27 protein-coding genes and 1 pseudogene are annotated in these 25,317 nt (G+C 66.0%); 11 read left to right on the top strand and 17 right to left on the bottom strand.

Translation table 11 applies throughout. The annotated features are described in order from the left end of the window. Positions 1-3: 3 nt before the first annotated feature. A complete protein-coding gene (locus GL279_RS10465) occupies positions 4-1,182 on the top strand; it encodes a DUF1501 domain-containing protein (protein ID WP_155064572.1) in 1,179 nt (392 codons plus the stop codon). A 198-nt stretch (positions 1,183-1,380) separates the two neighbouring features. Here GL279_RS10465 and GL279_RS19415 read toward each other — a convergent pair. Then, positions 1,381-1,938, bottom strand: a pseudogene (locus tag GL279_RS19415) (transposase); the annotation flags it as partial. A gap of 251 nt (positions 1,939-2,189) precedes the next feature. On the opposite strand from GL279_RS19415, the gene GL279_RS10455 reads away from it, so the two are divergent. Further along, on the top strand, positions 2,190-2,906 hold the full coding sequence (locus GL279_RS10455; protein ID WP_155064570.1) for a GNAT family N-acetyltransferase: 717 nt from the start codon (positions 2,190-2,192) through the stop codon (positions 2,904-2,906). Here the strand turns inward: GL279_RS10455 and GL279_RS10450 are convergent. After that, positions 2,894-3,625, bottom strand: a complete 732-nt coding sequence (locus GL279_RS10450) for a response regulator (RefSeq protein ID WP_211371291.1) — start codon at positions 3,623-3,625, stop codon at positions 2,894-2,896. The two genes, GL279_RS10455 and GL279_RS10450, sit on opposite strands and share 13 nt — an antisense overlap. Before the next feature lie 131 nt (positions 3,626-3,756). Here GL279_RS10450 and mce point away from each other — a divergent pair, with 131 nt between their 5' ends. Continuing rightward, positions 3,757-4,161, top strand: a complete 405-nt coding sequence (gene mce, locus GL279_RS10445) for a methylmalonyl-CoA epimerase (RefSeq protein WP_155064585.1) — start codon at positions 3,757-3,759, stop codon at positions 4,159-4,161. Then, entirely contained in the window at positions 4,161-4,421 is a 261-nt protein-coding gene (locus GL279_RS10440; protein WP_155064569.1) for a DUF1467 family protein, read from the top strand. The genes mce and GL279_RS10440 overlap by 1 nt, the downstream gene beginning before the upstream one ends. Here GL279_RS10440 and GL279_RS10435 read toward each other — a convergent pair. Genes GL279_RS10435 through GL279_RS10425 form a run of 3 tightly spaced genes read right to left on the bottom strand, consistent with a single transcriptional unit; the run spans position 4,418 to position 6,766 of the window. Beyond that, a complete protein-coding gene (locus tag GL279_RS10435) occupies positions 4,418-5,110 on the bottom strand; it encodes an EI24 domain-containing protein (protein WP_343039777.1) in 693 nt (230 codons plus the stop codon). The genes GL279_RS10440 and GL279_RS10435 overlap by 4 nt on opposite strands. Next, positions 5,107-5,673, bottom strand: coding sequence for a nitroreductase family protein (locus GL279_RS10430; RefSeq protein ID WP_343039776.1), 567 nt, complete (start codon positions 5,671-5,673; stop codon positions 5,107-5,109). Before GL279_RS10430 ends, GL279_RS10435 begins: the two co-directional genes overlap by 4 nt. Position 5,674: 1 nt before the next feature. Next, positions 5,675-6,766 carry a class II histone deacetylase gene (locus GL279_RS10425; protein ID WP_155064567.1) on the bottom strand — a complete coding sequence of 364 codons (1,092 nt, stop codon included), beginning with the start codon at positions 6,764-6,766 and terminating at the stop codon, positions 5,675-5,677. 33 nt (positions 6,767-6,799) lie between these two features. Between GL279_RS10425 and GL279_RS10420 the strand changes: the two genes are divergently transcribed. Next, complete coding sequence (locus GL279_RS10420) at positions 6,800-7,048, top strand: DUF167 domain-containing protein (protein ID WP_155064566.1); 249 nt, start codon at positions 6,800-6,802, stop codon at positions 7,046-7,048. Between the two features lie 68 nt (positions 7,049-7,116). Continuing rightward, positions 7,117-9,423 (top strand): Tex family protein, encoded by a 2,307-nt coding sequence (locus GL279_RS10415; RefSeq protein WP_155064565.1) that lies wholly within the window; start codon positions 7,117-7,119, stop codon positions 9,421-9,423. A gap of 117 nt (positions 9,424-9,540) precedes the next feature. On the opposite strand, the gene pdxY is transcribed toward GL279_RS10415, so the two are convergent. From pdxY to nrdH, 6 genes are all read right to left on the bottom strand, one after another. After that, a complete protein-coding gene (gene pdxY, locus GL279_RS10410) occupies positions 9,541-10,371 on the bottom strand; it encodes a pyridoxal kinase (protein ID WP_155064564.1) in 831 nt (276 codons plus the stop codon). Further along, positions 10,368-11,048, bottom strand: a complete 681-nt coding sequence (locus GL279_RS10405) for an MOSC domain-containing protein (protein ID WP_155064563.1) — start codon at positions 11,046-11,048, stop codon at positions 10,368-10,370. Before GL279_RS10405 ends, pdxY begins: the two co-directional genes overlap by 4 nt. Before the next feature lie 41 nt (positions 11,049-11,089). Continuing rightward, on the bottom strand, positions 11,090-12,061 hold the full coding sequence (gene nrdF / locus GL279_RS10400) for a class 1b ribonucleoside-diphosphate reductase subunit beta (protein WP_155064562.1): 972 nt from the start codon (positions 12,059-12,061) through the stop codon (positions 11,090-11,092). A gap of 62 nt (positions 12,062-12,123) precedes the next feature. Further along, the gene (nrdE, locus tag GL279_RS10395) at positions 12,124-14,250 is read right to left on the bottom strand and encodes a class 1b ribonucleoside-diphosphate reductase subunit alpha (protein WP_155064561.1); all 2,127 of its coding nucleotides are present in this window, start codon (positions 14,248-14,250) and stop codon (positions 12,124-12,126) included. Continuing rightward, the gene (gene nrdI, locus GL279_RS10390) at positions 14,232-14,648 is read right to left on the bottom strand and encodes a class Ib ribonucleoside-diphosphate reductase assembly flavoprotein NrdI (protein ID WP_155064560.1); all 417 of its coding nucleotides are present in this window, start codon (positions 14,646-14,648) and stop codon (positions 14,232-14,234) included. Before nrdI ends, nrdE begins: the two co-directional genes overlap by 19 nt. A 5-nt stretch (positions 14,649-14,653) precedes the next feature. Beyond that, positions 14,654-14,875 (bottom strand): glutaredoxin-like protein NrdH, encoded by a 222-nt coding sequence (gene nrdH, locus GL279_RS10385; protein WP_155064559.1) that lies wholly within the window; start codon positions 14,873-14,875, stop codon positions 14,654-14,656. Between the two features lie 466 nt (positions 14,876-15,341). On the opposite strand from nrdH, the gene GL279_RS10380 reads away from it, so the two are divergent. Beyond that, positions 15,342-16,598: an NAD(P)/FAD-dependent oxidoreductase gene (locus GL279_RS10380; protein ID WP_155064558.1), complete on the top strand. Its 1,257-nt coding sequence runs from the start codon at positions 15,342-15,344 to the stop codon at positions 16,596-16,598. Positions 16,599-16,815: 217 nt separating this feature from the next. Here the strand turns inward: GL279_RS10380 and rplI are convergent, their stop codons facing one another. From rplI to rpsF, 3 genes are read right to left on the bottom strand one after another with little or no spacing between them, the layout of a single operon-like run. Then, positions 16,816-17,397: a 50S ribosomal protein L9 gene (rplI, locus tag GL279_RS10375; protein ID WP_155064557.1), complete on the bottom strand. Its 582-nt coding sequence runs from the start codon at positions 17,395-17,397 to the stop codon at positions 16,816-16,818. A 12-nt stretch (positions 17,398-17,409) separates the two neighbouring features. Further along, the gene (gene rpsR / locus GL279_RS10370) at positions 17,410-17,637 is read right to left on the bottom strand and encodes a 30S ribosomal protein S18 (protein WP_020949472.1); all 228 of its coding nucleotides are present in this window, start codon (positions 17,635-17,637) and stop codon (positions 17,410-17,412) included. A gap of 18 nt (positions 17,638-17,655) precedes the next feature. Continuing rightward, complete coding sequence (gene rpsF / locus GL279_RS10365) at positions 17,656-18,090, bottom strand: 30S ribosomal protein S6 (protein ID WP_155064556.1); 435 nt, start codon at positions 18,088-18,090, stop codon at positions 17,656-17,658. A 288-nt stretch (positions 18,091-18,378) separates the two neighbouring features. Here rpsF and GL279_RS10360 point away from each other — a divergent pair, with 288 nt between their 5' ends. From GL279_RS10360 to GL279_RS10345, 4 genes are all read left to right on the top strand, one after another. Then, positions 18,379-18,960 (top strand): YceI family protein, encoded by a 582-nt coding sequence (locus tag GL279_RS10360; protein WP_155064555.1) that lies wholly within the window; start codon positions 18,379-18,381, stop codon positions 18,958-18,960. A gap of 125 nt (positions 18,961-19,085) precedes the next feature. Then, positions 19,086-20,138, top strand: coding sequence for a peptide chain release factor 1 (gene prfA / locus GL279_RS10355; RefSeq protein ID WP_155064554.1), 1,053 nt, complete (start codon positions 19,086-19,088; stop codon positions 20,136-20,138). Continuing rightward, a complete protein-coding gene (prmC, locus tag GL279_RS10350; RefSeq protein WP_155064553.1) occupies positions 20,135-21,007 on the top strand; it encodes a peptide chain release factor N(5)-glutamine methyltransferase in 873 nt (290 codons plus the stop codon). Before prfA ends, prmC begins: the two co-directional genes overlap by 4 nt. A 218-nt stretch (positions 21,008-21,225) precedes the next feature. After that, complete coding sequence (locus GL279_RS10345) at positions 21,226-22,077, top strand: DUF4167 domain-containing protein (RefSeq protein WP_155064552.1); 852 nt, start codon at positions 21,226-21,228, stop codon at positions 22,075-22,077. 4 nt (positions 22,078-22,081) lie between these two features. On the opposite strand, the gene rsmA is transcribed toward GL279_RS10345, so the two are convergent. From rsmA to GL279_RS10330, 3 genes are all read right to left on the bottom strand, one after another. Next, a complete protein-coding gene (gene rsmA, locus GL279_RS10340) occupies positions 22,082-22,930 on the bottom strand; it encodes a 16S rRNA (adenine(1518)-N(6)/adenine(1519)-N(6))-dimethyltransferase RsmA (RefSeq protein ID WP_155064551.1) in 849 nt (282 codons plus the stop codon). Beyond that, positions 22,927-23,913: a 4-hydroxythreonine-4-phosphate dehydrogenase PdxA gene (gene pdxA, locus GL279_RS10335; protein ID WP_155064550.1), complete on the bottom strand. Its 987-nt coding sequence runs from the start codon at positions 23,911-23,913 to the stop codon at positions 22,927-22,929. Before pdxA ends, rsmA begins: the two co-directional genes overlap by 4 nt. A gap of 128 nt (positions 23,914-24,041) precedes the next feature. Beyond that, positions 24,042-25,310, bottom strand: coding sequence for a peptidylprolyl isomerase (locus GL279_RS10330; protein WP_155064549.1), 1,269 nt, complete (start codon positions 25,308-25,310; stop codon positions 24,042-24,044). Between the last annotated feature and the right edge of the window lie 7 nt (positions 25,311-25,317).

Raw genomic sequence — 25,317 nt, 5'->3', positions numbered from 1 at the left:
ACCATGAACCTTGATCGTCGCCTGTTTCTCAAGGGCGCTGCGCTGATCGGCTGTTCGGCGGCCGCGCATCCCTTCATGACCTCGATGACCTTCGCGGCGCTGCCGACCAACAACCGGCTGGTCGTCATCATCCTGCGCGGCGCCATGGACGGGCTGGACGCGATCCAGCCCTATGGCGACCCGATGCTGGCCAAGCTGCGCCGCGACCTGTCGGCGGGGCCCGCGGCGGGGGCGCTGGATCTGGACGGGTTCTATGCGCTGCATCCCAATCTGGCGCCGCTGTTGCCGCTGTGGAAATCGGGCGAGCTGGCCTTTGCCCATGCCGTCTCGACACCCTATCGCGACAAGCGCAGCCATTTCGACGGTCAGGATCTGCTGGAGGCCGGGACCGGCAACGATCTGCCGGTGGACCGGCGCATCGGCGGCTGGCTGAACCGGCTGTTGCAGGCGACCCCCGGCGCCACGGCCGAGACAGCCTATGCGGTCGGCATGGACCAGCTCAAGATCCTGTCCGGCTCGGCCGCGCATCTCAGCTGGGCACCGCGCGCCGCGCTGTCGCTGTCGCCTCAGGCGCAGATGCTTTTGGAACATGTCTATCACGATGACGCGCTGTTTCGCACCGCCGCCAGCGACGCCATCCGCATCAGCGGCGAAACCGGCCAGATGGCGCTGGAAAAGGGCGCCACCGCCGAGGCCAGCTCGCTGGGCGCCTTTGCCGCCAGCCGTCTGAATGCCGAGGCCCGCGTCGCGGCCTTTTCCATCGCCGGCTGGGACAGCCATGCCAATCAGCCCCAGATCCTTGGCCGGGCGCTCGACCGGTTGGCGGCGGCGATTCTGGCGCTGAAACAGGGGCTGGGGCCGAACTGGGGGCGCACGACGGTGCTGGCGATGACCGAATTCGGCCGCACGGTGCGCGAGAACGGCTCGGGCGGCACCGATCACGGCACTGGCGGGACGCTGATCATGGCCGGCGGCGCGCTGCGCGGCGGGCGCGCCTATGGCCGCTGGCCGGGTCTGGCCGAAGGCCAGCTTTACGCCGACCGCGACCTGATGCCGACCCGCGACATCCGCGCCTATGCCGGCTGGGCGATGCGCGGTCTGTTCAACACGCCGCAGGACGTGCTGGAGCGGACGATCTTTCCGGGGCTGGAGCTGGGCGAGGATCCCAGGATTCTGGGCTGATCGCGCCATTCCTGGCGGGGCTGTGCAGGGGGTGGGCGTGTCGGCTCGGTGACTGCTGCCAAGATGAAGATCCGCGCGTCCCGATCCTCATAGTGCGCCGGCCTCGGAGGGCAGTTTTTGACCGGAGGCTTTCAGAACGCCGTTCAACTGTCGGACCATCTGCCTTTCGCTATCCAGCCCCTGTCCCGTGCCTCGATGCCGGTCGAGCGTGTTGTCGGCTATAACTGATGGCTTGCCGCCATAAGTGCCAGGGTGGCGCTTGCCGCCAATCTGCGCCTTGATCCCGACTGCTGCGCCAATCGTGCCACCCGGTTCGGACAGATGATTTGCTCTGTTCGATCAGATCGTCATGCGGCTTGTGATAGTCACGGTCCTTGCCGCTTTCGGGCTCAAGCCTTCAGCTGCAATTCAGTCTGGCCCTGTCTTCCCGTGCTCGCTTGCTCGTTGGTCCCTGCAACTAGGCGTAAAATCCACTTGGCAGGATGCGCAGGCACGCCGCATTGCGAAATACGCGGTGGCTTTTTCAGGATATCGCGCTCCTCCGACACCGCGCCAGTCGTGCTGCAGCCGCCGGATCTCGGCGTCCCTCTCACCCTCGCCCCACACCGGTTTTGCGAACTTGCGCTTCCAAGCGTAAAGCGAATGCGTGCTTACCCTGAGCCGTTTCGAAACCTCCTTCGCCAGATAGCCATGTTCCGTGATCTGCGCGACTGCATCGCGCAAGAACTCGTCCGTAAATTTCATGGGCTTCATCATAGCCTCCTTGCCTCAAAGTCAGCGAAAGGGCGTCAACGAAGCATCGGGCTATTTTGGTGTCCAACCCGGTTTGACCCGCGCGTCAGGGTCATCTCTGCGCTCGCGCGCACCGCGACGATCTGCCCCTGCACCCAACCGCTTCGCTCTGGCCTGTCGTCCTTGGCGCTGGTCCTATTGACGGGTGCGGCGGGTTGCGCTGATCTGGTCGGGGCCTGCGCCAAGCCGGGTCGTGCCATCTTCGAGCCGTTTTCATGTCGCCATCCCTACCCGAAGTCCCCCATCCCGCCGGAGCGCTGGTTGCGGGTTTTCAGCCGCCCGCCGCGCCTGGTCCCGATCTGATCGCGGGCCTGCATGTCACGCTGGAACGGCTGGACCCCGCGCACCATGCCGAGGATCTGTTTCAGGCCAATGCCGGACATGACCAGCTGTGGGACTATCTGGGCTACGGCCCCTTTGCGGATCTGGAGATCTATCGCGACTGGCAGCGCAGCATGTCCGAACTGCGCGATCCGTTCTTTTACGCGCTGCGCGACCATCGCGGCGGCCGTATCGGCGGTCTTGCGGCATATCTGCGCATCGATCCGGGCAATGGCGTGATCGAGATCGGGCATATCCAGATCGCACCCGCCCTGCAGCGCAGCCCGGCCGCGACCGAGGCCATCTCGCTGATGATCGGCTGGGCCTTTGCGGCGGGCTATCGTCGTGTCGAATGGAAATGCAATGCGCGCAACGCCCCCTCGATTGCGGCGGCCAACCGCTATGGCTTTCTCTACGAGGGCACATTCCGCCAGCACATGGTCGTGCGTGGCCGCAACCGGGACACAGCATGGTTCGCGATCCTTGATCACGAATGGCCCGATCTGCACCATGCGCATCAGACTTGGCTGGCGCCCGGAAACTTCGACGGGCAGGGCCGGCAACGCCTGCGCCTGTCAGAGCTGACCGGCGCCTTGCGTCAATTGCCCTGAACCGCCGCCAGCCGGTCCTGCACCATGCCGCTGATCCGCGCCAGATCCAGCGCCAGCGCCTCGCCCTGCGCCTTGTCGCGGGCAAGCGCGGTCGCGGCATCCTCCAGCAGCTGATCATGCGCCGAACGCGCCACCCCGGCCAGAAAGCGGGCGATATAGTCGATGGCATCGGTGTCATCGGCGGCGGTCAGCACCTCGGCGACATGGGCCAGATCGTCGCGCAGCGCGGCATGATCGGGCACGATCACGTCATCGGGCAGCAGCCGCAGCCCACCGGGCCGCGCCTCGGGTGGCAACGCCGCCAGAATCGCCTGCTGGAATTGCGCCAGGCTTTCGATCGGCTTGACGATAAAACCGTCCGCACCCGCCGCCATCGCCGCCTCGCGCCGGTCGGGATCGCCCGAGGTGCCCAGGATCACCGGCACGCGCGGCGTGGTGCGGGCAATGGTCGCGATCACCTCGGCCCCGTCGCCATCGGGCAGGCCCATGTCGACGATCACTGCCCCGGGCCGGTAGGTTTGCAGATGCCGCAGCGCCGCCTTGACGGTATCGGCGCGGCGGATGCGCGCGCCCGAACGCAGGCACAAAAGCCGCACCGCCTCGCTGGCAAAGCGCGAATCCTCGACCACCAGCAGCGTCAGGCCGGTCAACGGGCGGTTCGGCAGCATCACCCGCCAGCCGGGCAGGTCGGTCAGGCCATTCGTCAAATCGTCGCTCATCACCATTCCCCCAAGGAAAGATCACCTTGAAGCCCAGAGTCGCGCGATTCGGCTAAGAAGCGGTTAACGGCGCCGGTTTTCCTTTCCCCGCGCCGCCGACCGTCCTAAAAACATCGCAAACGGAGGACATGATGATCGGACGCCTGAACCACGTTGCCATTGCCGTGCCAGATCTTGCGGCGGCGGCGGCGCAATATGCCGACACTCTGGGCGCGAAGGTCGGCGCGCCGCAGGACGAGCCCGACCATGGCGTGACCGTGGTGTTCATCGAACTGCCCAACACCAAGATCGAACTGCTCTATCCCTTGGGCGAGAACAGTCCGATTCAGGGCTTTCTGGACAAGAACCCCTCGGGCGGCATCCATCACATGTGTTTCGAGGTCGATGACATTCTGGCCGCGCGTGACCGGCTGCAGGCCAGCGGCGCCCGCGTGCTGGGCAATGGCGAGCCCAAGATCGGCGCGCATGGCAAGCCGGTGCTGTTCCTGCATCCCAAGGACTTCAACGGCTGCCTGATCGAGCTGGAGCAGGTCTGATGAATCTGACCGGGGGGATCGTGCTTTATTCGGTGCTGTGGTTTCTGGTGCTGTTCGTGCTGCTGCCCATCGGCCAGCGCTCGCAGGCCGAGGCGGGGCCGGTGACGCCCGGCACCCCCGCCGGCGCCCCGCATGAGCCGCGCCTGAAGCGCAAAATGCTGCTCGCCACGCTGATCTCGGCGGTGATCTGGGCGGTGATCGCCTGGATCATTCTGGGCGGCATCATCACCCGCGCCGATCTGGAGGCCTGGACCAGCTAGGCGGGCCGCCGGTCGAGCAGGTGAAAGAGATGAGTGAAACTGGTGGCGGCCAGAACCGGCACCAGAATGTTCAGCAAGGGCACGGTCAGCAGGGCCGCGACCAGCACGCCAAGGCCCGTCACCTGCAGGCCGCGCGACTGGCGCAGGGCGGTGGCCTGCGGGGCGTGCAGATGCCGGCGCGCCGCCATCTGAAAAAACTCGCGCCCCAGAAGCCAGCCGTTGCCCAGATAGAACAGTAGCGACGCCAGCGGCCCGATAAAGGGCGTCAGCGCCAATGTCGCCAGCGTCACCACGATGACCGCGCCCATGACCAGAAGCGATTCGCCAAGCCCGTCCAGAAAGCCTAGCGGCAGGCCCTTGGCGCCGGGGTAATGCGCGGCCTCGACCGTGTCGGCGACCTGTTCGGCGAAAATGCCGCAAAACCCGGCTGCGACCGGCGCCATCAGAAAGACCGACATCAGCGGGAACAGGATCAGCGTGCTCCATGACAGCAGATCGTTGATCTGCCAGCTGCCGATCCAGGGCAGGGTGACGGTTTGCGGTGCCCAAAGATGCACGCTCCAGAAGGCCAGCGCCTGCAAGGCCACGAACAGCACAAGCGTCAGCCCGATGCCAAGCGCGACCACGCCAAAGATGCGCGGCCGCAGCAGGTCGCGCCAGCCCAGCACCAGCGCGTGCAGCACCGTCACAGGAAGACCGTCTTGGCGGCGATGTCGGGGCGCGGGCGGTCGGGCGGCGTCGCGCCGCGCTGGCCGATATGGATCAGGCCCACGACCCGCTCGCCCGAGTTCAGACCCAGATGGCCACGGGCGAAGTCCGGCTCGGCCGCCGGGCCGGTCAGCCAGGCCGCCCCGTAGCCGGCGGCAAGGGCGGCGTTCAACAGGCCCAGACAGACCGCGCCGGCAGACAGGAACTGTTCCCATTCCGGCACTTTCGGACTGTCCACCGGGGCCGAGATCACCGCTACGATCACCGGCGAGCCAAAGGCCGAACGTGCCTTTTCGACTGCTGCCGCATCGCCGCCGCGCGCCGCGACATGCTCGGCAAGGATCGGCGCCAGACGGTCCAGCGTCTCGCGCTGAAGAACGGCAAAGCGCCAGGGCTCCAGCTTGCCGTGATCGGGCACCCGCGCGGCCAGTTCCAGCAGGCCCATCAACTCGGCGCGTGACGGCGCCGGTTCGCCCAGCAGCTTGGGCGGGTGCGAACGCCGAGTGCGAAGAAAGGAAAGTGCTTCAGGATCGGTATATTGCACGTTAAACCTCGAATAATTCTGCAAGCTCGGCCAGATAGGTCGAGACCTCGTTGCGCCAGCGCGCCTCTGGCTGGCGGGCGGCGATCACTTCGGCCAGCGGATCTGCGGCAGTGATGCCCGATCCCGCCAGTTGCGCGATCACCGCATGGCCACAGAAGGGCACATAGGCCTCGGAATAGCCGCCTTCGTGGACTATGACCAGCCGGCCCTCGCAGAGATCCTCGGCCGCCTCCTGCACCATGGCGGTCAGCCGGGCAAAGCCTGTGGCCGAAACCAGCATCCGGCCCAGCGGGTCCAGCGCCGAAGCATCGAAGCCGCAGGCGACGATGATGATTTCGGGCTGATGCCGCGCCAAGGCGGGCATCACGATGCGATCAAAGGCCTCGACGTAGCTCGCATCGCCGCAGCCGGGCGGCAGGGGGATGTTGATATTGGCCCCCTCGGCCCCGCGCAACTCGGCCTCGCCGGTGTCCAGGGGATAGTTGCGGTCCTGATGGATCGAGATGGTCAGGACGTCGGGATCGTCCAGAAAGATCGCCTCGGTGCCATTGCCGTGATGCACGTCCCAGTCAACCACGGCAAAGCGCTGCGCCAGCCCCTGCGCGCGGGCCGACTGGATGGCGATGGCAATATTGGCCAGAAGGCAGAACCCGTTCGGCTCATCCGGCAGGCAATGATGGCCGGGCGGGCGCGACAGCGCGTAGGCGTTGCTCAGATCGCCGCGCAGTACGGCGGCGACGGCGGCCTGTGCCAGACCCGCCGACAGGGCTGCGATCTCGTATCCGCCCTTCTGGAACGGGGCGTGATGGCCGATCTCGCCGCCGCCGGCGTCCGAAAGCGCCTTGAAACGGTCCAGATAGCTGGCCGGGTGGATGCGCAGCAGATCCTCGCGCGCGGCAGGCGCGGCGGAGTGCTGGTGCAATTCGCGCATCAACCCGCTGACGCGCAGCAAATTGACCAGCCGGCGCTTGCTTTCCGGGCTTTCGGGCAGGCCGGCGCCGGGCTGGACCAGACCGCCCACCGGCAGGGTCAGCGCATAGTCGCCGCCGCCATGCCACAGCGTCCATTCGTCGTGAAAAAAGCCGGTTGCCATTGATTTTCCGTCCCGCGCGCGCTTGAAGGCAGCATGACCGATCTGAGCCATCTTGCGCAACCCGGAGCCGAGATCGCGGTGCGCGTGACGCCTCGTGCCTCGCGCAATGCCGTGGTGATGGATGGCGAGATGCTGCGCGTGACGGTGACGGTGGTGCCCGAGGATGGCAAGGCCAACGCGGCGGTAATCAAGCTGCTGGCCAAGGCGCTGGGGGTGGCCAAATCGCGGCTGGTGCTGATCCGGGGTGCGACCTCGCGCGACAAGGTGTTTCGCGTCGAGTGATGGCCGGGTCTTGGCGCTGCGCTGCTGGCGGGCTAGACCAGAGGGCCCGGATCAGAAGGAGCCCTCGCATGGATGCCGCCCAACGCATTGCCCAGACCATCGCCGGCGAGATCGGCGCGGCGCCATCGCAGGTGCAGGCGGCGACCGCGCTGCTGGACGGCGGCGCGACGGTGCCCTTTGTCGCGCGCTATCGCAAGGAGGTCACCGGCGGGCTGGACGACACCCAGCTGCGCAATCTGGCCGAGCGGCTGGCCTATCTGCGCGAGTTGGAGGCACGGCGGGCGGCGATCCTTGAATCGGTTCGGGGGCAGGGCAAGCTGACCGATGATCTGGCCCGCGCCATTGCCGGGGCGGCGACCAAGGCCACGCTGGAAGACATCTACCTGCCCTACAAGCCCAAGCGCCGCACCAAGGCGATGATTGCGCGCGAAAACGGGCTGGAACCCTTGCTGCGCGCCATTCAGGACGACCGCCGCGCCGCGCCCGAGGCGCTGGCGGCGGGCTATCTGTCCGAGACGGTTGCCGATGTGAAGGCGGCGCTGGATGGTGCGCGCGACATTCTGGTCGAGGAATTGTCCGAGAACGCCGCCCTGCTGGGACGTCTGCGCGAATTCATGCAGGCCGAGGCGGTGATCTCGGCCAAGGTGGCCGAGGGCAAGGAACAGGCCGGTGCCAAGTTCAGTGATTATTTCGCCCATGGCGAGAAATGGGCGGCCATCCCGGCGCATCGGGCGCTGGCGATCCTGCGTGGCGCCAAGGAAGACGTGCTGACCGTCGAGATCGCCCCCGAGCCGGAAACCGGCGCCGCCCGGGCCGAGGGCATCGTCTGCGCCGCTTTGGGCCGGTTGGGCGACGCGCCCGGCGATCAATGGCTGCGCAAGGTCGCCGGCTGGTGCTGGCGGGTGCGGCTGTCGAACACCATGTATATCGACCTTCTGACCGAGTTGCGCACGCGCGCCCATGCCGAGGCGATCCGCGTCTTTGCCCGCAATCTGAAAGACCTGCTGCTGGCCTCTCCCGCCGGGGCGCGCCCGACGCTGGGGCTGGATCCGGGCATCCGCACCGGCGTCAAGCTGGCGGCGGTGGATGCCACCGGAAAGCTGGTCGAGACGGCGACCCTGTATCCGTTTCCGCCGAAATCCGATCTGCGCGGCGCCGAGGCCACGCTGGCCGCCGCCATCCTGCGCCACAAGATCGAACTGATCGCCATTGGCAACGGCACCGCCAGCCGCGAGACCGAGCGCATGGTTGCCGATGTGCTGAAACACCTGCCGCAGGGGGTGAAGGCGCCGATGAAGGTCATCGTCAGCGAGGCCGGCGCCTCGGTCTATTCGGCATCCGAACTGGCGGCGCGCGAATTCCCCGATCTGGATGTCAGCCTGCGCGGTGCGGTCTCGATCGCGCGGCGGCTGCAGGATCCGCTGGCCGAGCTGGTCAAGGTGCCGCCCGAATCGATCGGCGTCGGCCAGTATCAGCACGATGTCGATCAGCGCCAATTGGCCAAGACGCTGGAGGCGGTGGTCGAGGATGCGGTGAACGCGGTCGGCGTCGATCTGAACACGGCCTCGGCGCCGCTTTTGGCGCATGTCGCGGGACTGGGGCCGTCGCTGGCGCAGAACATCGTCGCGCATCGCGATGCCGAGGGGGCCTTCGCATCCCGCGCGGCGCTGAAGAAGGTGACGGGGCTGGGGCCGCGCGCCTTTGAGCAATGCGCGGGTTTTCTGCGCATCCGTGACGGCAAGGAGCCTCTGGATGCCTCGGCCGTCCATCCCGAGGCTTACGGCGTTGCCCGCAAGATCGTTGCCGCCTGCGGCCGCGACATCCGCCAGATCATGGGGCAGCCAGAGGCCTTGAAAGGGGTGCGGGCCGAGGCCTTTGTCGATGCGAGCTTCGGCCTGCCGACCGTGCGCGACATTCTGGCCGAGCTGGAAAAGCCCGGCCGCGACCCGCGTCCGAGCTTTGTTACCGCAAGCTTTGCGGAAGGGATCGAGGACATCAAGGACCTGCGCCCCGGCATGAGCCTTGAGGGCACGGTAACCAATGTCGCGGCCTTTGGCGCCTTCGTTGATATCGGCGTGCATCAGGACGGGCTGGTGCACATCAGCCAGCTGGCCGACCGCTTTGTCAAGGACCCGAACGAGGTGGTCCGGGTCGGCGATGTGGTCAAGGTGCGCGTGACCGAGGTGGACGTGCCGCGCAAACGCATCGGCCTGACCATGCGCAAGGACGGTGGCGTCTCGGCCCGCGAGACGCAGCGCGAGGCTGGCCCCAAGGCGCAACCGGCGCGGGGGCCGAAACAGGCTGCACCCAAGGCGCAGGGCGATGCAACCGGCGCGCTGGGGGCGGCGCTACTGAACGCGCTGAAGAAAGGTTAGCGCCCGGTGGCGGCGGGCGGCTGGGGGCTCTGCCCCCGCTCGTCGCTGAAAAAGGTCCGGCGGACCTTTTTCCGGGCGCTCCTCGCCCCCCGGGATATTTGAACACGAAAGAAGCGGTCAGAACGTCAGAAGTGCGGCGCGGAAATCCGGGTCGCTGAGCACGATCTCCTTGCGGTTCAGGGCGGCGGCGCGGGCGAGGGCGCGCGAGGTCTGGGCCTGGGCGAAATCGACCGCCTGCGGCAGGCTGCGATCATGGCCGAGTGCGGCCAGGACAAGACCGGCAAAGAGATCACCCGTGCCGGCCATGGCGACAGGCAGATGCGGGATCGGGTGGCGGCTGATGCCTTCGGGGCCGTGGACGACGCTTTCCAGCATGCCGGCGGCGGTTTCGCGCAGCCGGCAGCCGGTGACGATCAGCTGCGCCTGCGGCGCCATGCGCAGCGCCTGCGCGGCCTTGGGAATATCGGCCAGTCCGGCGATCGGCTGGCCGGTCAGATACGAGACCTCGAACGGGTTCGGCGAGGCCAGATCGGCCATCGGCAGCAGCCGGTCGCGGAAGGTGCGGGCAATTTCCTGCGGCACATAGAGGCCGGGCAGTTCGTCGCCCATCACCGGGTCGCAGTAATAGCGCAGGGCGGGGTTGGCGGCCTTGGCCTCGGCGACGAAATCGGCGGTGAGCGCCGCGACCTCGGGCGAGCCGATATAGCCGGTCACCAGATAGGCCGCGCGCTGCGGCAAGTCGCGTTCCCAGACGCCGCGCAGCAATTCGGCAAAGAAATCCGCCGGCATCGGGCGGCCGCGCAGGGTCGGATAATCCGGCGTGTTCGAAAACACCACCGTCGGCACCGGCGCGACCTCGAGCCCGGCGGCCAGCATCGGAAACACCGCCGCCGAATTGCCGACATGGCCCAGCACCACCTGGCTTTGGATCGAGATGACCAGCGTCATGCCTTGCCCTCAAGCCGGGCGGTCCAGTCCTCGACCCGGCCGCTTTCCAGACGCCGGACGGCATAGCGGCGCCAGCCTTCGGCCAGCACGTCGAGCGCGGCGATACCGGCGAGTTCATCGCGGTCCAGCCGGTTGACGTAAAGCGCCCGCCACAGCCGCGCGAGGCTCCAGTCCGGGGCCAGCCGGTCGATCAACTGCAGGCTGTCGCCGCTGGCCACGCTGCCCTCTTGCAAGACGCGGTAATACCAGCCGGTGCGGCCGCTGTCTTGCACACGCCGCGCCATGTCGGCCACACCAAAGCGGCGCGAGAGTTTCCAGCAGGGCTGGCGGCCTTGGCTGACCTGCAAGATCGCGCTGCCCAGACGGAACACATCGCCAACGGCAACACCGTCCTCGGTCATGCCACTGGTCGAGATGTTCTCGCCAAAGGCCCCCGGCACGGCCAGCACCGGCAGCGGGCCCAGATCGCGCGCCCAGGCGTCGTAATGGTCCCGCGGATAGTGATGCACGGCCTTTTCCGGGCCGCCATGCACGCGGCGGTCGGCCTGTTCGTCGCCGGCAAACCCCTCGGACCCCAGCGCGAGCGGCCCCGCAACCGGCGTCTTTGCGATGCCGCTGAGCGCGCCGCCATCGGGCAAGGGGGCGGCGCGACCGATCAAAAGCGTGATTTCATTCATCGCCGCAGATTACCGATCTGTATGACCGCGCCAAGGGGCGATCAGAAATCCCAATCCTCATCCTCGGTCGCGACCGCCTTGCCGATGACATAGGACGAGCCCGAGCCCGAGAAGAAATCGTGGTTCTCGCTGTCGGGCGACAGCGCGGCCATGATCGCGGGGTTGACCTCGCAGGCGGCGGGCGGGAACAGCGCCTCATAGCCGAGATTCTGTAGTGCCTTGTTGGCGTTGTAATGCAGGAATGCCTTCACATCTTCGGTCAGGCCGATGCCGTCGTAAAGCTCGGCGGTATATTTCGACTCGATGTCGTAAAGATCGAAGATCAGCGCAAAGGCGAAATCCTTTAGCTCTTGCTGCCGCGCCGGATCCAGCTTTTCCAACCCGCGCTGAAACTTGTAGCCGATGTAATAACCATGCACCGCCTCATCGCGGATGATCAGACGGATCAGGTCGGCGGTGTTGGTCAGCTTGGCGCGGCTCGACCAATACATCGGCAGGTAAAAGCCGGAATAGAACATGAAGCTTTCCAGAAAGACCGAGGCGATCTTGCGCTTCAGCGGATCGGCGCCGGCCTTGTATTTCTCCAGCACCAGCCGGGCCTTGGCCTGCAGATGCGGGTTCTCCTCGGCCCAGCGGAAGGCTTCATCGACCTCTTTCGTCAGGCAGAGCGTCGAAAAGATCGAGGAATAGCTGCGCGCATGCACCGCCTCCATGAACGAGATGTTCGACAGCACCGCCTCTTCATGCGGGGTCAGCGCATCGGGCAGCATCGAGGGCGCGCCGATGGTGTTCTGGATGGTGTCGAGAAGCGTCAGCCCGGTAAAGACCCGGATCGTCAGCTCGCGTTCGGCCGGGCGCAGCGTGGCCCAGCTTTGCACGTCGTTCGACAGCGGCACCTTTTCCGGCAGCCAGAAGTTCACCGTCAGCCGGTTCCAGACCTCCAGATCCTTCTCGTCCTCCAGACGGTTCCAGTTGATGGCCCGCAGGGGCGCGCGCGTCACATGATCCTTCATCGCGAAGATCTTTCTTTCGTGTTCAAATATCCTCGGGGGTGCGGGGGGAGAGCCCCCCGCGATCAGAGCGTGCAGCTCACGCAGCCCTGCACTTCGGTCCCTTCCAGCGCGGTCTGGCGCAGGCGGATGTAATAGATCGTCTTGATGCCCTTCTTCCACGCATAGATCTGGGCGCGGTTGATGTCGCGGGTGGTCGCCTCGGCCGGGAAGAACAGCGTCAGCGACAGGCCCTGATCGACATGCTCGGTCGCGGCGGCATAGGTGTCGATGATCGCCTCGGGGCCGATCTCGTAGGCGTCGCGGTAATATTCGATGTTCTCGTTCGACATGAAGGCGGCGGGGTAATAGACGCGGCCGATCTTGCCTTCCTTGCGGATCTCGATCTTGGCCACGATCGGGTGGATCGAGCTGGTCGAGTTGTTGATATAGCTGATCGAGCCGGTGGGCGGCACCGCTTGCAGGTTGCGGTTGTAAAGCCCATGCGCCATCACGTCGCGCTTCAGCGCCGCCCAATCCTCGCGGGTGGGCAGGGTCTTGTCCTCAAACACGCGCGCCACATCGGGCAGCGTCGGCAGCCAGTCGCGCTCGGTATATTTGTCAAAGAACGAGCCATCAGCATATTTCGACTTGTCGAAATCCTTGAACGTGCTGCCATGTTCCCGCGCCAGCAGGTTCGAGGCGCGGATCGCGTGATAGGCGACGGCGGCGAAATAGACGCTGGTGAACTCGACACCCTCGGGGCTGCCGTAATGGATGCGTTCGCGCGCCAGGAACCCGTGCAGGTTCATCTGGCCCAGACCGACGGCATGGGCTTCGTCATTGCCGCGCCGGATCGATGGCACCGCGTCAATGGCCGACATTTCCGACACGGCGGTCAGCGAGCGGATCGCGGCCTCAACCGTGGCGCCCAGATCGGGGCCGTCCATGGTCGCGGCGATATTCAGCGAACCGAGGTTGCAGGAAATATCCGTGCCCAGATGGCTGTAGCTCAGATCCTCGTTGAACTCGGATGCCTCGTTCACCTGCAGGATTTCGCTGCACAGGTTCGACATGGTGATGCGGCCATGCACGGGGTTGGCACGGTTCACCGTGTCCTCGAACATGATATAGGGATAGCCGCTTTCGAACTGGATCTCGGCGATGGTTTGGAAGAACTCGCGCGCATTGATCTTGCGCTTCTTAATGCGCTTGTCGTCGACCATTTCCTGATATTTCTCGGTGACCGAGATTTCGGAAAACGGCACGCCATAGACCTTTTGAATGTCATGGGGCGAGAACAGATACATGTCCTCGTTGCGCTTGGCCAATTCAAAGGTCACGTCCGGGATCACGACTCCAAGGGACAGCGTCTTGATGCGGATCTTTTCGTCGGCATTCTCGCGCTTGGTATCCAGGAAGCGCAGGATATCGGGGTGATGCGCATTCAGATACACTGCACCGGCACCCTGACGCGCGCCCAGCTGGTTGGCATAGCTGAAGCTGTCCTCCAGGAGTTTCATCACCGGAATGACGCCCGAGGACTGGTTCTCGATGCCCTTGATCGGCGCACCCGCCTCGCGCAGGTTGGTCAGCATCAGGGCCACGCCGCCGCCGCGTTTCGACAGTTGCAGCGCCGAGTTGATGCTGCGGCCGATCGATTCCATGTTGTCTTCCAGCCGCAGCAGGAAACAGGAAATCAGCTCGCCGCGCGACTTTTTCCCGGCGTTCAGGAAGGTCGGCGTCGCCGGCTGGAAGCGGCCCGACAGCACCTCTTCCATGAAGCTCATCGCCAGCGCCTCGTCGCCGCGCGCAAGCGCCAGCGCGACCATGACGACGCGGTCCTCGTAACGTTCAAGATAGCGCTGCCCGTCGCGGGTCTTCAGAGTATAGCTGGTGTAATATTTGAACGCGCCAAGGAAGGTGGGAAAGCGGAACTTGCGGGCATAGGCCGCGTCCCAGATCGCGCGCTGGAAATTCTTGGAATACTGGTCCAGCACCTCGGGCTCGTAATAGCCCTCATCGACCAGATAGCGCAGCTTTTCGTCCAGATTGTGGAAGAAGACGGTGTTCTGGTTCACATGCTGCAGGAAATACTGCCGCGCAGCCTTGCGATCCGCGTCAAAGCGGATTTTCCCCTCATTGTCATAGAGGTTCAGCATCGCGTTCAGCGCGTGATAGTCCAGCTCGGCCTTTACGCCATCGTCAAGCATTCCGTCCCCCAGAATTTCTCAAGCCCCGCCAGCACGCGGGCAATGTCAGTTTCGGTTCCGGCCAGCTCGAAACTATACAGCAAAGGGACGCCGCATTTTTCGGCGATCACCTTGCCGGCCAGGGCGTAGGTCGCCCCGAAGTTCCGGTTGCCGGTGGCAATGACGCCGCGCAACAGGGCGCGGCGGTCGGGATCGTTCAGATAGCGGATCACCTGCTTGGGGACCGCGCCCCGACCTTCGCCATCGGCATAGGTCGGGCAGATCAGCACATGGGGCAGGGCGGGCGCCGGCATTGCCTCCTTGGCCGAGATCGGGATGCGCCCGGCTGGCAGGCCAAGCCGCTGCACGAAACGCGCCGTGTTCCCCGAGGCCGAAGAGTAATAGACCAGCCCGCCCATGTCGGTCAGGCAAGGCGGCCGATCATGTCGGGCCGGAACCCGGCCCAATGCGACTCGCCGGCCACGACGACCGGGGCCTGACGATAGCCCAGCGAGGTCACCAGCTCCATCGCCGCATCATCCTCGGTCAGGTCTATGATCTGATAGGCCAGCCCCTTGGCATCCAGCGCACGGGTGGTCGCAGTGCATTGGACGCAGGCCGGTTTGGAATAGACGGTGATGCTCATGCCTCGATCCTTTTTTATCCTGTCATCGCGTCGCGCCCGGGTCCGAACCACCTGTAGTTGCGGGGGGCGGTCCTGTGGCCAGCCGGTTTCCGACTCGCTGCTGTTCGGGCGCTTTTGTCATTATATAGACATCTGGCGATGATGGCCACCTATATATGGTGGCTCAAAGAGGGAACACATCGTTACGCTGCGGCAGGCGCGCATGCCGGAAACCCGCGCAAAAGGCGGGTTTTCTAGGCGCGTGTTCGACCTGGAATTGTAAAGTCCCGCTGGGCGGGAGCTGGTGTTTAACCCCGGCGCGCGCTCTGGTCCAGCCGCAAAATGCCCCGACTTGTGGCAGCTCTGCGACAGGCTTGTAATGGCCGGGCAAATTGCGATCATTGGCGGGGATCGGCGCGTTCCGGCTTTTCCCAGATGGCGCAGCGCGACAGGATCAGGCCCGGACCCGCGAACAGGAGCCCATTCCTTGAAACACCGTATCGTCGTCGTCGGAGCCGGGTTTGCCGGCCTGCAACTGGTTCAGGACCTGCGCGGTCTGGATTGCCAGATTACCCTGATCGACCAGCGCAACCATCACCTCTTTCAGCCGCTGCTGTATCAGGTGGCGACGACGCTGCTCTCGACCTCGGAAATCGCTTGGCCGATCCGTCGGGTGCTGCGCGAGCGCAAGGAGGTGACGACGCTGCTCAGCACGGTCGAGGGCGTGGACCGCCCCGCGCGCGAGGTGGTACTGCGCGGTGGCCAGCGCATCGGCTATGACACGCTGGTGCTGGCCACCGGCGCCCGCCACGCCTATTTCGGCAAGGATCAATGGGAGGCGGATGCGCCCGGCCTGAAGACGCTCGAGGATGCCACGACGATTCGGCGCCGGCTGCTTCTGGCCTTTGAGCGCGCCGAACTGGCCGCAGATGAGACAGGCCGACAGGCGCATCTGACCTTTGCCGTCATCGGCGCCGGCCCGACCGGGGTCGAGCTGGTCGGCATCATCGCCGAACTGGCCCATCGCATCCTGCCGCAGGAGTTTCGCCATATCGACACCCGCAAGGCGCGGGTCATGCTGATCGAGGCCGGACCGCGCATCCTGCCGGCCTTTTCCGAGACACAATCGGATTACGCCAAGTCGGCGCTTGAAGGGCGCGGGGTCGAGGTACACACCGGCACGCCGGTCACCGATGTCTCGGCCAAGGGCATTGTGCTGGGCGATCAGCCGATCGCCGCGCGCACGGTGATCTGGGCGGCGGGCGTGCAGGCCTCGCGCGCCAAGGACTGGCTGGGCGCCGAGGCCGACCGCGCCGGCCGCGTCATGGTCACGCCCACGCTGACGCTGCCCGACGATCCGCAGATCTTCGTGCTGGGCGACACGGCCCATGTCGAATCGGACGGCAAGCCGGTGCCCGGCGTCGCCCCTGCGGCCAAGCAACAGGGCAGCCATGCCGCCCGCACGATCCGCGCCCGGCTGCTGGACCGGCCGGAACCGGGGCCGTTCCGCTATCGCCACATGGGCAATCTGGCGACCATCGGCCGCAATGCGGCGGTGATCGAATACGGCAGCTTCAAGCTGCGCGGCTGGCTGGCGTGGTGGGTCTGGGGCATCGCGCATATCTATTTCCTGATCGGCGCGCGCTCGCGGCTGATGGTGGCGCTCAGCTGGCTGTGGATCTTCCTGTCGGGACAGAACTCGGCCCGGCTGATCACGCAAAAGGAAACCCTCAAGGACGGCTGACAGACAATCCTTATTGCATTCTTTCGTGTCGAAATATCCCGGGGGAACGCCGCCACGGTCCCATCGAGGGGCCGAGGCGGCGTCGGGGGCAGAGCCCCCGGCCACCCGCCCATCGGCAGGAATGCTGATGCGGAGAATACCTGCCGCAACCCAGCCCCGGAAATGAAAAACGCGCCGGCAAAGCGGCGCGTTTCCCCAGATCGGCCTTGTGGCGCGATCAGTTCTCTTCGTCTTCGTCGCGACCGGCCGAACCGATGTCGTCGAACAGCTCGGCGATCTCGAAATCGGCAGCCGCGTCAGCTTCGGCGGCCAGTTCCTGGATCGATTTGCCCGAAGCTTGCAGCTCGGCTTCCTCGGTCGAACGGGCCACGTTCAGACGGATGGTCGCATCGACTTCCGGGTGCAGGTGGACGCGCACGTCGTGCAGGCCCAGTTCCTTGATCGGCGCGGTCAGGACGACCTGACGGCGCTCGACCGCGAAACCTTCGGCATTGGCGGCGTCGGCTGCGTCACGCGGGGTGACCGAACCGTAAAGCGCACCAGCGTCCGAAGCCGAACGGATGATGACAAAGATCTGGCCGTCGAGTTTCTCGGCCGCCTTCTGTGCATCGGCGCGGGTCTCGTCGTTTTTGGCAGCCAGGTCGGCCTTGCGCTCGTCGAAAGCCTTGATGTTGGCGTCCGAGGCACGCATCGCCTTGCCTTGCGGCAGCAGGAAGTTGCGCGCGAAGCCGTCTTTGACCTTCACGACATCGCCCATCTGGCCCAGCTTGGCCACACGTTCCAGCAGGATGACTTGCATGATCGTCTCTCCTTACTTCACGGCGTAGGGAAGCAGGGCGAGGAAGCGGGCGCGCTTGATGGCGCGGGCCAGTTCACGCTGCTTCTTTGCCGAGACGGCGGTGATGCGCGAGGGAACGATCTTGCCGCGCTCGCTGATGTAGCGTTGCAGCAGACGCGTGTCTTTGTAGTCGATCGCCGGAGCGTTCTCGCCCGAGAACGGGCAGACTTTCCGACGGCGGAAGAAGGGTTTGTTCGCCATGATTCTGGGTCCTTTCCCTTAGTTCCGGTCGTCGCGGTCACGACGCTCGCGGCGTTCGCCACGATCACCGTCACGGTCGCGGCGCTCGCCACGATCACCGCGGTCGCCACGATCCCCACGCTCGCGCTCGTCGCGCTTCTGCATCTGGATCGACGGGCCTTCCTTGTGCTCGTCCACGCGGACGGTCAGGACGCGCATCACGTCGTCATGCAGACGGGCCAGACGCTCCATTTCCTGCACGGCGGCCGAGGGCGCATCCGAACGCAGGAAGGCGTAGTGGCCTTTGCGGTTCTTGTTGATCTTGTAGGCGAGGGTGCGCACACCCCAGTATTCGTTTTCGACAACCTTACCGCCGTTATCGGCGAGAACGGTCGAAAAATGTTCGATCAGCCCTTCGGCCTGCGTGTTCGACAGGTCCTGACGGGCGATCAGCACATGCTCATAAAGCGGCATGCCGGTCCCTTTTTTCGAGGCGCATTTCAACAATGGGGCCAAGCCCTCCGCGCCCCATCACGAGAGGCTGCGCCGGTTTCGTGTTTGCGGAAGGATGGGGCCTTATAGCGGCAGTGCGGCCGATTGCAACAGCAATTGCCGGCAGAGGCGCGATTGTCGCCGCAGCGGCGGGACAGTTTCGTCAATGGGGCGTCACACAACAATGTCAGGCTTTGTTATGGAAACCATTGTTGCGGTTGACGCATTTCACCGTCACCCTCTCATGACCGTTTTTATCAGGAGTCCCGCATGAAACCCGTTTTTGCCACTGCGTTTGCCGTTGCAACCCTTGGTGCGACTGCCGCTATGGCCGCGCCCGTCACCTATGACTTCGACCCGGCGCACAGCCAGGTCGTGTTCGACTACAGCCACATGGGCTTTTCGATCAGTACCGGCATCATCAACGGCGTGACCGGCAAGGTGGTTCTGGACGCGGATGCGCCCGAGAAATCCAGCGTCGAGGCCACGGTGCCGCTGTCGGGCCTGCATACGGTCTCGCCCGAACTGGACAAGCATCTGTTCGGCCCCGATTTCTTCAACACCGACCAGGCCGCTGCCGTCGCGACTTTCAAATCGACCAAGGTCGAGCTGGATGGCGACAAGGAGGCCAAGGTCTCGGGCGATCTGACCCTGAACGGCGTCACCAAGCCCGTGGTGCTGGAGGTCGATCTGAAGCAACTCGACAAGAATCCGATGAGCGGCAAGGAAGTGGCCGGTTTCGAGGCCGAAACCACGATCAAGCGGTCGGATTTCAACCTCGGCAAGTTCGCCCCGGCCGTGGGCGACGAGCTTGAGATCAAGATCGGCGCCGAGGCCGCCAAGGCCGAGTGATCCGCGCCTGATCCCACGGGTCCGGCCATTGCCCTGCGCAAGGCCGCCCCGTCCTTTGGCCGTCCGTTCCTGCGGGCGGCCTTTTGCGTGTTGCGGGCCGGGCGCCTTGCCGGTAATCCGACCCCATGCTGCCCACCGACCGCCTTGATCAGATCATCCAGCGTTTCGAGTTTCTCGAAGCCAAGCTGAACGCCGGCCCGTCGGCTGACGAGATTGCCCGCATCAGCCGCGAATATGCCGATCTGAAACCCGTCGTGGCGCAGATCGGCGAATGGCGTGCGGCGCAGGACGGCATCGCCGAGGCACAGGCCATGCTGGCCGATCCGGAAATGCGCGGCCTGGCCGAGGACGAGCTGGTGCGCCTGCGCGCCCTGCAGCCCGAACTGGAGCAGGCGCTGCGCATCGCGCTTTTGCCCAAGGATGCCGCCGATGCCCGCCCGGCCATCGTCGAGATCCGCCCCGGCACCGGCGGCGAAGAGGCGGCGCTGTTCGCAGGCGATCTTCTGAGCATGTATCGCCGCTTTGCCGAATCGCAGGGCTGGCAGTTCCAGATCCTGGAACTGGCCGAATCCGATCTGGGTGGCGTGCGCGAGGCCGTTGCCCGGATCGAAGGCGAAGGCGTCTTTGCCCGGCTGAAATACGAATCCGGCGTGCATCGCGTGCAGCGGGTGCCGGAAACGGAATCGGGCGGCCGCATCCATACCAGCGCCGCCACCGTCGCCGTGCTGCCCGAAGCGGCCGAGGTTGATATCGACATTCCCGCCGGCGACATCCGCATCGACACCATGCGCGCCTCGGGCGCGGGTGGTCAGCATGTCAACACCACCGACTCGGCGGTGCGCATCACCCATCTGCCGACCGGCATCATCGTGACCAGTTCGGAAAAATCCCAGCACCAGAACCGCGCCAATGCCATGGCGGTGCTGCGGGCGCGGCTTTACGATCTGGAACGCTCGCGCGTCGATGCCGCCCGCGCCGCGGATCGCAAAAGCCAGGTCGGCTCGGGCGACCGTTCGGAACGCATCCGCACCTATAACTTTCCGCAGGGCCGCATGACCGATCACCGCATCGGTCTGACGCTTTATGCGCTGGACCGCATCATTGCGGGCGACCTGACCGAGATCACCGATGCGCTGATCGCCCATGACCAGGCCGCGCGGCTGGCCGAGGCGGAATGACCCCGACCGGCGGCGATCTGCTGGCTTCGGCAACCCGGCATCTGACCGAGGCCGGGATCGAGGCGGCGGCCGGTGATGCTCAGGCGTTGTTTTTGCACGCGGCGGGCAGGGCAGGCGGCCAGCCCGTGCCCCGTCATCGCTTGCGCGAGCTTTTGGCGGCCCCGGCCGATCCTGCGCTGATCGCCGAATATGACCGTGTCATTGCGGCGCGGGCCGACCGTCAGCCGGTCAGCCAGATCACCGGGCGGCGCGCCTTCTGGAACCACGAATTCCGCGTCACCCCCGATGTGCTGGACCCGCGCCCGGAAACCGAGCTGCTGGTCGAACAGGCTCTGGCCGAGCCCTTCGCCTCAGTGCTGGATCTGGGCACGGGCAGCGGCGCAATCCTGATTTCGCTGCTGGCCGAACGGCCTGCGGCGCGTGGCATCGGCTGCGACCTGTCGCCTGCGGCGCTGGCGGTGGCGCGGCAGAACGCAGAAACCATTGGCGTTAACGCAGAATTCCGGCAATCCGACTGGTTCGCCGCCGTCGATGAACGCTTTGACCTGATCGTGTCGAATCCGCCCTATATCGCGCTGGACGAAATGCCCGGCCTGTCGCCCGAGGTGCGTGACTGGGAACCGCATCTGGCGCTGACCGATGGCGGTGACGGGCTGGCGGCCTATCGCGCCATCTGCGCTGCGGCACCTGCGCATCTGCGCCCCGGCGGACGGCTGATGGTCGAGATCGGGTTCGCCCAAGGCGCGGCGGTCATGGCGTTGATGCGGGCCGCAGGCCTCAGCCAAGTGACGCTGCGTCAGGACCTTGGCGGGCGGGATCGGCTGGTCTGGGCCAGGATGCCGGCCAGTGACACAGATAATTCAGGATAATGCCGAAAAAACGGCAGATTCCCCTTGTCATGACCGCTTCCGGGTGTTTAGTGAAGCCTGTGACGGGGGCGAACCGCCCACGCACGGGTCAGTTATACTCAGCCTTTACTGGTAATCCGGGAATTGCGCAGCCGCGCGGTCCTGAACTGGCACCCGCTGCAAGAAATGACCCTAACCTGTGCCGGCTGTTTTCCGGACCACGAATTGACAACAAGCTGATGAGATCATCCAAATCCCGTTCGCGTAACAAGTCGAACCGCCAGCGCACGCTTGGCAATATCGTCAACCGCGTCTTTGATTCCTCGGGTCCCGAGGGGAAGGTGCGCGGCACGCCCCAGCAGATCATCGAGAAATATCTGACACTGGCTCGTGACGCGCAACTCTCGAACGACCGCGTCGCCGAGCAGAGCTTCCTGCAACATGCCGAGCATTACACCCGCATGTTGGGTGAGGCGCAGCGCGAAATGGCGGAACGCCAAGGCCATCAGAACGGCTTTTCGCGCGACGAGGACCGCGAGGACGGCCAGCCCGGCGAGGCTTGCAACACCCAGCCGCGCCACGATCGCCCGCAAGAGCGCGGCGATGACAACCGCCGCGACAATCGCAACGACAACCGTCGCGACGACAATCGCCGTGATGAGCGTCGCGATGACAACCGCCGGGATGAGCGTCGGGACGAAAACCGCCGTGATGAAAACCGCCGCGACGACCGCCGTCAGCCGCGCCCCGAGGTGGTTGCGACCGAGCAGTCCGGCCTGCCGCCGGTGATCTCGGCCGATGACGTCGGCGATGAGGCCGTCAGCGGCCCGGTTGCCACGCCCGAAACCGCCGCCGAGCCGGCCCGCCCGCAGGTCGAAGCCCCGGCCGCCGAGCCGGCGCCGCAGCCCCATGCTGCGGACGAGGTTGCGACCCCGGCCGAGGAGGCCCCCGCCGAGGCAGCTGACAAGCCCGCGCCGCGCCGCCGCACCCGTGCTGCCGCCCCGGCCGGCACCGCTGCCCCGCGCAGCCGGCGCAAGCCCGCCGCCGAAGGCGATGCCGCCCCGGCTGCGGAAAAGGCTTCCGGCGAATAAGCGATCAGCGCGGCGCGGCAGCCAATTGCTGCGCCAGCGCGCAGAAGTGCTCCAAGCCGATCTCTTCGGCCCGCGCGGTGGGCTGAATGCCGGCCGCCAGCAGCAATTCCTCGATCTGCGGGTGCAATCCCTTCAACGAGGCGCGCAGCATCTTGCGGCGCTGGTTGAACCCGGCCGCGACGACGCGGTTCAGCACCGCCGGATCGGCGGGAAAGCGCGGCTCGGGCAGCGCGGTCAGATGCACCACGGCGGAATGGATCTTGGGCGCGGGCACGAATGCCTCGGGCGGCAGGGTCATGACGATACGCGCATCGCTGCGCCATTGCGCCAGCACCGCCAGCCGACCATAGGCCTTGCCACCGGGTTTCGCCACGATGCGCTCGGCCACCTCTTTCTGGAACATCAGCGTCAGCGACTGCCAAAAGGGCGGCCATTGTGACGGCGTCAGCCAGCGGATCAGCAGCTCGGTGCCGACGTTATAGGGCAGGTTCGCAACGATGCGGATCGGCGGCGTCAGATGCGCCAGCGGGTCCACCTCCAGCGCGTCGCCCAGGATCACCTGCAAGCGCTCGGGATAGGCCTCGGCGATCTCGGCCAGCGCGGGCAGGGCGCGTTCGTCCTTTTCGATGGCCAGCACCCGGCGCGCGCCCTCGGCCAGCAGGCCACGCGTCAGCCCGCCGGGGCCGGGGCCGACCTCGATCACGTCGCAACCGCGCAGGTCACCGGCAGCGCGGGCGATCTTGGCGGTCAGGTTCAGGTCCAGCAGAAAGTTCTGGCCCAGCTGCTTTTTGGCGCGCAGATCATGGCGCGCGATCACCTCGCGCAGCGGCGGCAGCCCGTCGATGGTGCTCATGCGCGGATCCCCCCTTGCCGGCGCAAGGCCATGTCCCAGGCCATGCGCAGCGCAGCGATGACGCTGGCCGCATCCGCCTTGCCTTGGCCCGCGATGTCGAAAGCCGTGCCGTGATCGGGCGAGGTGCGCACAAAGGGCAGGCCCAGCGTCACATTGACGCCCCCGGCGAAATCCAGCGTCTTGATCGGGATCAGGGCCTGATCGTGATAGGCGCAGATCGCTGCGTCATAGCGGGCACGGGCGGCGGGATGGAACATCGTATCCGCCGGCAGTGGACCGGTCAGCTCCAGCCCCTCGGCCCGCAGCCGCGCCACCAAAGGCGCAATCCAGCGCATCTCGTCATCGCCCATCACGCCGTTTTCGCCGGCATGCGGGTTCAGCCCCGCCACCGCCAGCCTTGGCCGCGCCAGCCCGAAATCGCGCCGCATCGCGGCCTCGGTAATGCGGATCGCCTGCTCCAGCAGCGCCGGTGTCAGGGCGCGCGGAACCTCGGACAGGGCAATATGGATGGTCGCCGGCACCACCCGGCACGGCGGCTCGACATTGGTCGAGGCCAGCATCATCGCCACCGGCACATCTCCGGCCAGATGCGCCAGATATTCAGTATGGCCCGGAAATGCAAAACCCGCGCCCTTCTTCAGCGCCTCCTTGCTGATCGGCAAGGTGCAGATGCCCGCCGCCGCCCCCGAAAGCGCCAGCTCGACCGCGCGCGCGATGACCGCGATCACACCGGCGGCATTGGCGGGATCGGGCCGTCCCGGCACCGCCACCCCGGCGAAATCATGGCGCAGCACCGGCAGGATGCCCGGCCCGACCGTCTCCAGGGGCGTCGCCACCTCGGCCCAGCGGGTGCCGGCGGGCAGATGACGCGGATCGCCCAGATAGACAAAGGGCACGCCAGCGGCCAAGGCCTTGGCGGCCAGTTCCGGGCCGACGCCGGCCGGCTCGCCGCAGGTCAGGATGATGGGGCGGGGCTCAGTCATTCTTTCGTGTCCAAATATCCCGGGGGGACGCGGCGACGCCCCCGGTTCCGGGGGTGGCGCTGCGTGGGGGCAGAGCCCCCGCTGCGGCTGCGATTTGCGCCGCCGCCGGGGCTGCACTCATGGTCGCGTCACGGCCGGCGGATGATCGCATCCGCCCGCAGATCGGCCAGATAGCTCTCGGCCTCTTCGCCGACCTTGCGGTTGAAGATCTGGTTGCGGATCTCTTCGCGCTGCGGCAGCGCGTTCGGATCCGCTGCGGGCTCCTCGCCTTTCTTGGTGGCGACCGGGGCCGGCGGCTCGGCCAGCGCCAGAGCCGGGCTGCGCTTGCACAGCATCAGCAGTTCGACCGCCCCGCCGTAATTGACGACAGTGGTTTCGTTCTCGTCCAGCACCGCCAGCCGGATCGCCTCGCCCTGCGGGATCTGGCTTTGCGGCAGCGACTGGCGCTGGATCTGCTCGGCCGGCAGGCCACGGGCATGCACGAAAAGATCGGCGCAAGTGTCCGAAACAGCCGCGATCCGCGCCGCTTCCTGCGCCGAGCTCAGACGAAAGCGCACGAAATCCAGCACCTGGCTTTCGGCGCCGGGGCGCAGGGTGCCATGGGTGGCGCGCAGCATGAACAGCACGACGGCGCCCTGCACCTGCAGCGGCTGGCTGACCTGTCCGGGCTGCATCTGCAGCAGGATGGGGCGCAGCGTCGGCGGCAGGTTGGTCAGCGCCGTGGTCGGCAGCCGACCGCCATTGGCCGCCGAGGGCGTCGCCGAATATTGCCGGGCAAAGGCGGCAAAGCGCGCCTCGCTGTGGCTTTCCGCGGCGATGCGCTCGGCCAGTGCCTTGGCCTGACCCTCCTGACCGGCGGGGGCGGGAATGATGATCTCGGACAGCGAGACGCTGGTGATCTGCGGCGTCTCGATGATCTTTTTCATCTCCTGATCCACTTCGGCATCGGTGACGCGGACCAGCGCGACAAGGCGCTGGCGCACGAAGTCACGCCACAGCAGGCCCGAGACCACGTAATCCTCGAAGGTCCGGCGGTCGATGCCGTTGTGTTCCAGCAGCTGGACGAATTGATCGGTGCTGAGATTCCCGCGCGAGGCGAATTCCTCCAGCGCGGCGTCGATCTGCTGCGGGGTCGGCTTGACGCCGATCTGCTTGGCGGCGCCGTTGCGCAGCCGCTCGTCGATCAGGGCCTTTTCGGCGCCGGCCGGGGTGGCGTCGGGGGCGCGCAGCAGCTGCATGAACTTGACCCGCTGATCGACCTCATAGCGGGTGACGGCAGAATCGTTGACATAGACCAGCGGCTGAAACGGATTGCCCTGGGCAAGGGCCGGCAGTGCACCCGGCCCGATCGCTGCGAGCATCGCGGCCGCTGCCGCACCCAGAAGAATTCGCCGCATCACTTTC

The sequence above is a fragment of the Paracoccus limosus genome (assembly GCF_009711185.1).
Classification (GTDB): domain Bacteria; phylum Pseudomonadota; class Alphaproteobacteria; order Rhodobacterales; family Rhodobacteraceae; genus Paracoccus; species Paracoccus limosus.
Note: the sequence above shows the minus strand (reverse complement) of the source record. Positions and strands in the feature narration are given on the sequence as shown.